Genomic DNA, 6,729 nt, shown 5'->3' on the forward strand with positions numbered 1-6,729 from the left:
CGGCGTATTATACTGGGATATGGGGTCCGGGGCCAGTTTGTACAAGGGGTGGCGCCAGAGCCCGGCACGGGCGGCGTCAGTCGCTGATGGGCGCCTGGCGGGCCCGGTTGCGGGCCTCGGCGAGCGCCTTGATCAGCTCTGAAAGCCGCGCCCCGTCCGGTGTCGGGCGGCGCTGCTCCAGTTCCAGGGCCTGCTCCAGCGCCAGGGCGTTGAGGTGCTCCAGGGCGTCGTGCCAGTAGCGCCGTGCCGTGGTCGCGTCCATGGGCGGTTTGAGCGCCTCGCGCAGCAGCACCGACAGGGATTCGCCCTGTTCCAGCGCCATCACCGCGCCCAGCAGGGCGGGCGGCGAGCTGGCCTGGTCGCGGGCGGTGCCCGCCACCTGGATCAGCAGGTCCAGCTGGGGGATATCCAGCTCTTCCAGGCCCTCCGGCAGGGGGCGCTCCTCCAGCACTTCCGGGTGCGACAGCAGCACCAGCACCAGCCGTTCCACCAGCCCCAGGCCGCCGGCGCTGCCTCGTTGCCGTTGCGGGCGCCTGGGCCGTGCCCGGGCGGCGCGGGCCACGGCGGCGGCGTCCCAGTCCGGGGGTGGTTCGCCGCCGGGGTCGCCTGCCGGATCGCCTGCCGGCTCGTAACCGTCGCCATAGCCGTAGTCGTCCGCTGGCGGCGGGGCGCTCGGCTCCGCGGGCGCCGCCGGGCGGCCCCGTTGGGCGGGCAGGCTCTGGCGCAGCTTTTCCAGGGAGCTTTGCTCCAGGCGGGTGAGGCGCGCCAGCTCTTCTTCCAGCAGGGCGCGGTAGACCGGCCCGGCCGGCTTGTCCAGGTAGGGCAGCGCCAGCCGCGCCAGCCGCGCCCGGCCGTCCACGGTGGCCAGGTCCAGCCCCTCGGAGAGGTGCCGGAACAGGTAGGTGGACAGGGCGTCGGCCTTGTCAGTGAGCGCTAACAACGCCTCCGGGCCCTGGGTGCGTACCAGGGTGTCCGGGTCTTCCCCTTCGTCCAGGAACAGGAAGCGGGCCTGCTTGCCGTCGTCCAGCACCGGCAGGATCGATTCCAGCGCCCGCCAGGCGGCGCGCCGTCCGGCTTCGTCGCCATCGAAACAGAACACCACCTCGTTGACCTGGCGGAACAGCAGCTGGCCGTGGTCCTCGCTGGTGGCGGTGCCCAGGGTGGCCACCGCGTTGGGCACCCCGTGCTGGGCCAGGGCGATCACGTCCATGTAGCCCTCCACCACGTAGAGGCGGTCGCTGCGGTCGCGGCTTTGCCGCCATTCCCACAGGCCGTAGAGCTCGCGGCCCTTGTGGAAGACCGGGGTTTCCGGGCTGTTCAGATACTTGGGCTTGCCGTCGCCCAGCACCCGGCCGCCGAAGCCGATGGTGCGGCCCCGGTGGTCGCGGATCGGGAACTGGATACGGTCGCGGAACTTGTCGTAGGTGCGGCCGTTGTCTTCGCGGCGCACCAGCAGGCCGGCGGTGACCGCCTGTTCCAGGCCTTCCTTGTCCAGGGACAGGCCGTTGATCAGGTTGTCGAAGCCCGGCGGCGCGAAGCCCAGGCCGTAGCGGGCGGCGATCTCCCCGGTGAGGCCGCGGCCCCTCAGGTAATTCACTGCTTTCTGCTTTTCCGGGGCGCTTTTCAGCTGCTGCCGGTAGAAGCGTTCGGCGCGGGCGAGCAGGTCGTAAAGGGTCTGCAGACGGTCCCGCTTGGCCTTGTCCTTGCGCGCGTCGTGGCCTTCCTCGCGGGGCACTTCCAGGCCCGCGCGGATCGCCAGCTGCTCCACCGCCTCGGGGAAGTTGAGGTGGTCGTATTCCATCAAAAAGCCCACCGCGTTGCCGGAGGCGCCGCAGCCGAAGCAGTAGTAGAACTGCTTGTCCGGGGCGACCGTGAACGACGGGGTCTTTTCCTGATGGAACGGGCAGCAGGCGGCGTAGTTGCGGCCGGTCTTCTTGAGCGGCACACGGCTGTCTATCAGCGCCACGATATCGCTGCGCGCGAGAAGATCCTGAATGAAGTGTTCGGGAATGCGACCGGCCATGGGGGGATATTCCTCGCGGCGGGGCCGCGAATCAAGATCGGGCGGACGGCCCGATCAGGCCGTCAGGCGTTTCTTCACCTTGCCGCTGGCGGCGCCGATGTCGGCACGGCCCTGCAGCTGCGGCTTGAGCACGCCCATGACCTTGCCCATGTCCTGCATGCCGGCGGCGCCGGTCTGGGCGATGGCGTCATCGATCAGGGCGTCGACCTCCGCCTCGCTGAGCGGCGCGGGCAGGAAGGTCTGCAGCACCTGGATTTCCGCCTCCTCGATGTCGGCGAGGTCGTCCCGGCCGGCGTCGCGGTACTGGGTGGCGGAATCCTTGCGCTGTTTGATCAGCTTGTCGAGCACCGCCAGGCCGCGCTCATCATCCAGCTCGATGCGTTCATCCACTTCGATCTGCTTGATGGCGGACAGGGCCATACGCACAACGCCCAGGCGCGCCTTGTCCTTGGCGCGCATGGCGTCTTTCATGGCCGTGGTGAGCTGTTCTTTAAGAGCGCTCATGGCGATTCCTGACTGTGCGGCCCGTGTTAGCGGGCGGTCTCTACGGCCGGAGCGGCTTAGTAGAGACGCTTACGGGCGAGTTGCTCGCGCTGGAGCTTCTTCAGGTGACGCTTTACAGCGGCGGCACGCTTGCGCTTACGCTCCTGGGTGGGCTTCTCGTAGTTCTCGCGACGACGGACTTCGGAGAGCACACCGGCTTTCTCGCAGGAACGCTTGAAACGACGCAGGGCCACGTCGAAGGGTTCGCCTTCTTTCACTTTCACCTGAGGCATGAAGTATCACCTACCTTGAAATTGGATTAATGAGTGCGCTGAGGGGCTCAGGTGGAGGGCCCGGACAGCAGGGCGCGAATTCTACCTGAGCTCGGAGGAAATGCAAAGAGGCGGGCTTGGCGGTATCATGCGCCTCCTTATTCAGGGAGTCTCCATGCGCGTATTGGGCATCGAATCCAGCTGTGACGAGACCGGCGTGGCCATCTTCGACACCGAACAGGGCCTGCTCGGCCAGGCGCTGTATAGCCAGATCGACATGCATGCCGCCTACGGCGGCGTGGTGCCGGAGCTGGCCAGCCGCGACCATGTGCGCCGGCTGCTGCCGCTGGTGCGCCAGGTAATGAGCGAGGCCGGCACCACCCCGGAGCAGCTCGACGGCGTGGCGTTCACCGCCGGCCCGGGGCTGGCCGGGGCGCTGCTGGTGGGCGCCGGCGTCGGCCGCAGCCTGGCCTACGGCTGGGGCCTGCCGGCGGTGCCGGTGCACCATATGGAGGGGCACCTGCTGGCGCCGATGCTGGAAGAGGACGGTCCGGACTTCCCGTTCGTGGCGCTGCTGGTGAGCGGCGGCCATTCGCTGCTGCTGGAGGCGCGCGCCCTGGGCGACTACGCGCCGCTGGGCGAGTCCGTGGACGACGCCGCCGGCGAAGCCTTCGACAAAGTGGCGAAAATGATGGGCCTGGGGTACCCCGGCGGCCCGCGCCTGGCGAAGCTGGCCGAGAGTGGCACGGCCGGGCGGTTCCGCTTTCCCCGGCCGATGACCGACCGGCCCGGCCTGGACATGAGCTTTTCCGGGCTCAAGACCTTCACCCTGAACACCATCAACGATCTGGGCGGCGTCGACGCCCTGAGCGAACAGGACCGCTGTGACATCGCCCTGGCGTTCCAGGAGGCGGCGGTGGACACCCTGGTGATCAAGTGCCGCCGCGCCATGGAGCAGACCGGCGCCAAGCGGCTGGTGGTGGCCGGCGGCGTCAGCGCCAACGTGATGCTGCGTGAGCGGCTGGACGCGGCCATGGCCAAGAAGGGCGTGCGGGTGTTCTATCCGGGGCTGGCCTACTGTACCGACAACGGCGCCATGATTGCCTACGCCGGCGCGCTGCGCCTCGCCGGCGGTGAGCGCTGCGGCCTGCCGATCGCAGTGCGGCCGCGCTGGCCGCTGGCGGAGCTGGCCAGCCTTTAGCGGCAAGCTCTGCTTGCCTCTCGCGGGCAGGGCCCGCTCCCACAAGGCCTGTGCAGCTTGCAGTTCAGCGCTTGCCGCGGAAGCCCAGCTCTTCGCCGCTGAGCAGCTTGGCCAGGTTGGCCCGGTGGCGGATCACCATGATCAGGGTGAGGGCCGCCATCGGCCAGAACGCGGTGGGCAGCCAGAACCACAGGCTGATCGGCGCGGCGCTGAACGCCAGCAGCGACGCCACCGAGGAGATCCGCGTGGCGCCGAACACCACCAGCCAGACCGCCCCCGCCACCAGGCCGCTGGGCCAGTGCAGTGGAAACAGCAAACCGAAGGCGGTGGCCACGCCCTTACCGCCCCGGAACTGGAAAAACACCGGAAACAGGTGGCCGAGGAAGGCGCAGAAGCCGACCAGCGCCGCCGCCGTGGCGGACAGCCCCAGGCCGTAAGCCACCAGCACCGGCACGGTGCCCTTGAGCACGTCGCCCAGTAGGGTCAGGGCGGCGGCGGGTTTGCCGCCGATGCGCAGCACATTGGTGGCGCCGGGGTTGCTGGACCCCTGGGTGCGCGGGTCCGGATAGCCGAACAGCCGGCACACCAGAATGGCGCTGGAGATCGAACCCAGCAGGTAAGCGGCCGCGCACAAAGGCAGCAACCAGCCCCAGCTTTCCTGTAATGCTATGGTGTCCACCGGCTATAATCCTGTTTTTTTAAAGTCTCGAAACCCCGGGCATTATCAAGGACCAACATGGATATCGTCTATATCAGTGATCTGAAGGTGGACACGGTAATCGGCATTTTCGATTGGGAGCGCCGCATCCGCCAGACCGTAAGCCTGGACCTGGAAATGGCCACCGACATACGCAAGGCCGCCGCCAGCGATCACATTGACGACGCTCTGGACTACAAGAGTATCGGCAAGCGGGTGATTCAGTTCATCGAAGACAGCGACTTCCAGTTGGTGGAAACCCTGGCCGAACGGGTCGCCGACGTGGTCCGCGAGGAGTTCGGGGTGGCCTGGCTGAAGCTGCGCCTCAGCAAGCCCGGCGCCCTGCGCGGGTCGCGGGATGTGGGCGTTATCATCGAGCGAGGGGAGCGCACCTGATGACCACGGTATTTCTCAGCCTCGGCTCCAACATCGACCGGCAGCACAACATCGGTTCGGGGCTGGACGACCTGGCCGCCGCCTTCGGCGAGCTGCGTCTGAGCCCGGTCTATGAAAGCGAGGCGGTGGGCTTCAAGGGCAGCCCGTTCTTCAATCTGGTGGTGGCGCTGGACACCGACCTGCCGGTGGCGGCACTGGCGGACCGGCTGCGCGACATCGAACGCGCCCACGGCCGGGTGCGTGGCGAGAAGAAATTCGCCAGCCGTACCCTGGATATCGACATTCTCACCTACGGGGAGCTCACCGGCGAGTTCGACGGCGTCAGCCTGCCCCGCGATGAAATCCTCAAACACGCTTTCGTGCTGCGGCCGCTGGCCGATCTGGCGCCGGACGCGTGCCACCCGAGCCTCAATAAAACCTACGCCGAGCTGCTCGAGGAATACCCGTTCCCCGAGCAGCGTCTCAGCGTGGTGCGGTTCGACTGGCCGTAACCGGCGGCCAGCTCAGCGTCGGTCAAGCGGATCCTGGGACTCGAGCCAGTCGGTGAACTGTTCGCAGTCGTAATCCGTGCTTTGGCCGTTGACCGTGGCGGTCACCGCGTCGTTGGATTGAAAGGACAGCGCCAGCGATGACCCTTCCGCCCCGGCGATGGACAGGTTGCCGGCGCGCGGGCAGTCCGGGCCGTCTTCTTGCACCAGCAGCGTGTCGGTGACCACCGATACGCTGCCGTCCAGCAGCTCGCTGAAGGTGATGTCGCCGTTCACGGCCAGGCTGTCCGCGTCTTTGCCCTGGGGCTCGGAAACGATCCCGAAGTCACCGTAGGTCAGCGTTATCGACAGGCTCTGAGGGTCGCCGGTCCCCTCGTCCATCTCGCTGTCGACGGCGATGGTGGCATTGATGTCGGTGTAGTTGCCGTCCAGGGCGCCGGACGAGGGCGCGCCGTGGAAAGCGCCGTTCAGCCGCGTGGTTTGCCGTAGCGTTTCGGTGCCGGTATCGATGGTCTCCTCGAAGGTGGCGTCGCTGCTGAGCGTGAAGATTTCATCACTGCTCCCTTCGTACTCCAGCCTGATTTCACCGTCCACCAGCAAATCGAAACCGGACAACGAATCCGTTTCGCAATCACTGAAGGTGGCGCGGATGGGCCGGTCGTCGGCGTCGAGTTCCAGGTCGGCGGTTCCGGCATCGCAGCCCGCATGGGCGCCGTCAACGGCGGCTAAAACCAGCGGCATCAGGGTAAGCTCGAAGACGTCCGGCTGGGACAGTGCCAGCTGGCTGACCAGCGCCGCGTTGTCCTCATCGATCACCAGGGTATTGCCGGAAACCGGCGGGGGCGGGTCATTGGCATCGCCGCCGCAGGCGCTCAGGAGAGTCAGGGTCAGGGTGGCGGGCACAATAAGCCCTCGCCGCGCCGGGGCGCGGAAAAAAGTGGATCGCATATTCCCCCCAAAAATCGGGTAATGGTTAAAAAAGCGGGGTGCTCTTCGTCACCCCTGGCGCTGTTTTACCGAATTGAGGGCGGTTTTCCAAATCAGCGGACCGATCCGTGGTGAAACGGACGCGTGGCTCAGCCGCCGGGGAAGGAGAGCGAGCGGCCGCCGTCCACCGCCAGAATCTGGCCGGTGATGTAGGGCGCTTCCAGGGCCAGCCAGGCCACGGT

Annotated in this window: 8 protein-coding genes; 3 read left to right on the forward strand and 5 right to left on the reverse strand. The window is 67.3% G+C overall.

Features of this window, described 5'->3' with window-relative positions; genetic code table 11:
* Nucleotides 1–76: 76 nt before the first annotated feature.
* From dnaG to rpsU, 3 genes are read right to left on the reverse strand one after another with little or no spacing between them, the layout of a single operon-like run.
* Nucleotides 77–2,023 (reverse strand): DNA primase, encoded by a 1,947-nt coding sequence (gene dnaG, locus ACEQZD_RS02420; RefSeq protein WP_142947321.1) that lies wholly within the window; start codon nt 2,021–2,023, stop codon nt 77–79.
* A gap of 54 nt (nt 2,024–2,077) precedes the next feature.
* On the reverse strand, nt 2,078–2,527 hold the full coding sequence (locus tag ACEQZD_RS02425; RefSeq protein ID WP_142947320.1) for a GatB/YqeY domain-containing protein: 450 nt from the start codon (nt 2,525–2,527) through the stop codon (nt 2,078–2,080).
* Between the two features lie 56 nt (nt 2,528–2,583).
* Complete coding sequence (gene rpsU, locus ACEQZD_RS02430; RefSeq protein ID WP_014993329.1) at nt 2,584–2,799, reverse strand: 30S ribosomal protein S21; 216 nt, start codon at nt 2,797–2,799, stop codon at nt 2,584–2,586.
* A gap of 154 nt (nt 2,800–2,953) precedes the next feature.
* Between rpsU and tsaD the strand changes: the two genes are divergently transcribed.
* A complete protein-coding gene (gene tsaD / locus ACEQZD_RS02435) occupies nt 2,954–3,979 on the forward strand; it encodes a tRNA (adenosine(37)-N6)-threonylcarbamoyltransferase complex transferase subunit TsaD (protein ID WP_370183744.1) in 1,026 nt (341 codons plus the stop codon).
* 64 nt (nt 3,980–4,043) lie between these two features.
* Here tsaD and plsY read toward each other — a convergent pair whose 3' ends face one another.
* Nucleotides 4,044–4,658 (reverse strand): glycerol-3-phosphate 1-O-acyltransferase PlsY, encoded by a 615-nt coding sequence (gene plsY, locus ACEQZD_RS02440; RefSeq protein ID WP_370183746.1) that lies wholly within the window; start codon nt 4,656–4,658, stop codon nt 4,044–4,046.
* A 57-nt stretch (nt 4,659–4,715) separates the two neighbouring features.
* Between plsY and folB the strand changes: the two genes are divergently transcribed.
* Both folB and folK read left to right on the forward strand, forming a co-directional pair.
* The gene (gene folB / locus ACEQZD_RS02445) at nt 4,716–5,072 is read left to right on the forward strand and encodes a dihydroneopterin aldolase (protein WP_067605199.1); all 357 of its coding nucleotides are present in this window, start codon (nt 4,716–4,718) and stop codon (nt 5,070–5,072) included.
* Nucleotides 5,072–5,563 carry a 2-amino-4-hydroxy-6-hydroxymethyldihydropteridine diphosphokinase gene (folK, locus tag ACEQZD_RS02450; RefSeq protein ID WP_370183748.1) on the forward strand — a complete coding sequence of 164 codons (492 nt, stop codon included), beginning with the start codon at nt 5,072–5,074 and terminating at the stop codon, nt 5,561–5,563. The genes folB and folK overlap by 1 nt, the downstream gene beginning before the upstream one ends.
* 12 nt (nt 5,564–5,575) lie before the next feature.
* Here folK and ACEQZD_RS02455 read toward each other — a convergent pair whose 3' ends face one another.
* Nucleotides 5,576–6,508 carry a hypothetical protein gene (locus ACEQZD_RS02455; protein ID WP_142947316.1) on the reverse strand — a complete coding sequence of 311 codons (933 nt, stop codon included), beginning with the start codon at nt 6,506–6,508 and terminating at the stop codon, nt 5,576–5,578.
* Nucleotides 6,509–6,729 lie beyond the last annotated feature (221 nt).

It is taken from the genome of Alloalcanivorax sp., from assembly GCF_964221125.1.
Taxonomy (GTDB): domain Bacteria; phylum Pseudomonadota; class Gammaproteobacteria; order Pseudomonadales; family Alcanivoracaceae; genus Alloalcanivorax; species Alloalcanivorax venustensis.